Annotated in this window: 4 tRNA genes; all 4 read right to left on the bottom strand. The window is 35.6% G+C overall.

Features of this window, described 5'->3' with window-relative positions:
- Positions 1-1,017 precede the first annotated feature (1,017 nt).
- Positions 1,018-1,090, bottom strand: a tRNA-Lys gene (locus tag AC3ASS_RS14310).
- 1 nt (position 1,091) lies between these two features.
- Positions 1,092-1,166 (bottom strand) — tRNA-Gln (locus AC3ASS_RS14305).
- A gap of 11 nt (positions 1,167-1,177) precedes the next feature.
- Positions 1,178-1,262, bottom strand: a tRNA-Tyr gene (locus AC3ASS_RS14300).
- 33 nt (positions 1,263-1,295) lie between these two features.
- Positions 1,296-1,371, bottom strand: a tRNA-Val gene (locus AC3ASS_RS14295).
- Position 1,372: the final 1 nt, after the last annotated feature.

Genomic DNA, 1,372 nt, shown 5'->3' with positions numbered 1-1,372 from the left:
CGATGGCGGTCGTTTTTTGCCTATCTAAAGTTTAAAATTTTATTTTTTTGTTGTTTCATAGAACTTTTTACATTACCAAAATCCTTTTAAACTACAATCTATTGTATCCGCTTACATACGAATGTATCAACTGGACATGATTCTACATATATATGCATATGGTCTTACGCAATATTTAATTATTTGAGCCATTTATACAATAATGAAGACTATTGCGAAAATGTTCGGGGGTATCAATTTTGTTTAAAAAATTTAAATGTTGACTAGTTGTTAATACACCTACAAAAGTTAGAAATTTCTTTTCGATGTTTGCAGCTATGCACTAAATCAGACAGGATTGGCACTAGCCAATCCTATCCTTTTAGAAGATAAATTGACCTAGAATAATAGACTTACAAATAAATCAATATAAGTGGAAATAATTGGTTGGAAATTCACTATAGAATATTTATCTTGTAAATAAATCAATACATGTTGGAAAATTTTTTTGCTTCTTTAATTACAAATTCATTCTATATCGACCGACTTGCAAAATAACGAATTCAAGTTGCAAGATTTTTCGTCGAGTTGCAAGTTCATCCTCTGGAGTTACAAATTTTTTGTTCACAGTTACAAATATCTTCTCTTCACTTGCAAATACGATTCTTTCTAGTTGCAAATAATAATTCAAAAGTTACAAATACACTTCACGAACTTACAAATTCATTCATCAGAGTTGCAAATATAAAAACAATCGGTAAGGATTGGCAATAGCCAATCCATTCTTTATTGATAAAAATAAATCTCGAAAGATCAAGTTGCAAATATATCATTATGAGTTGCAAGATATTACGATACTCCGGTAAACAATTACACTCTTGACCGTCCAACTTGCAAAAAAATCAATCGAGTTGCAAGATTTTTTGGTTTCAAAATCTCAATAACTAATTTTTTCCTTAATCTACATCATAAAATGAAAAAGAGACCTCAGTTCATGATTTAATGAACTGAGGTCTCTAATGCGTAGCATTTTATTAATGAGCCATGGAGGACTCGAACCTCCGACCCTCTGATTAAAAGTCAGATGCTCTACCGACTGAGCTAATGGCTCTTGGCTGGGCTAGCTGGATTCGAACCAACGCATGACGGAGTCAAAGTCCGTTGCCTTACCGCTTGGCTATAGCCCAATAATCATCAATGGTGGAGGGGGACGGATTCGAACCGCCGAACCCTGAGGGAGCGGATTTACAGTCCGCCGCGTTTAGCCACTTCGCTACCCCTCCAGTTATATGGAGAACAACAATTATTCTCAAATGTGGTGGAGGATGACGGGATCGAACCGCCGACCCCTTGCTTGTAAGGCAAGTGCTCTCCCAGCTGAGCTAATCCTCCA

The organism is Bacillus sp. JST-5, from assembly GCF_057747715.1.
The sequence above is the reverse complement of the archived record's forward strand: the minus strand, read 5'-3'. Positions and strand labels throughout refer to the sequence as shown.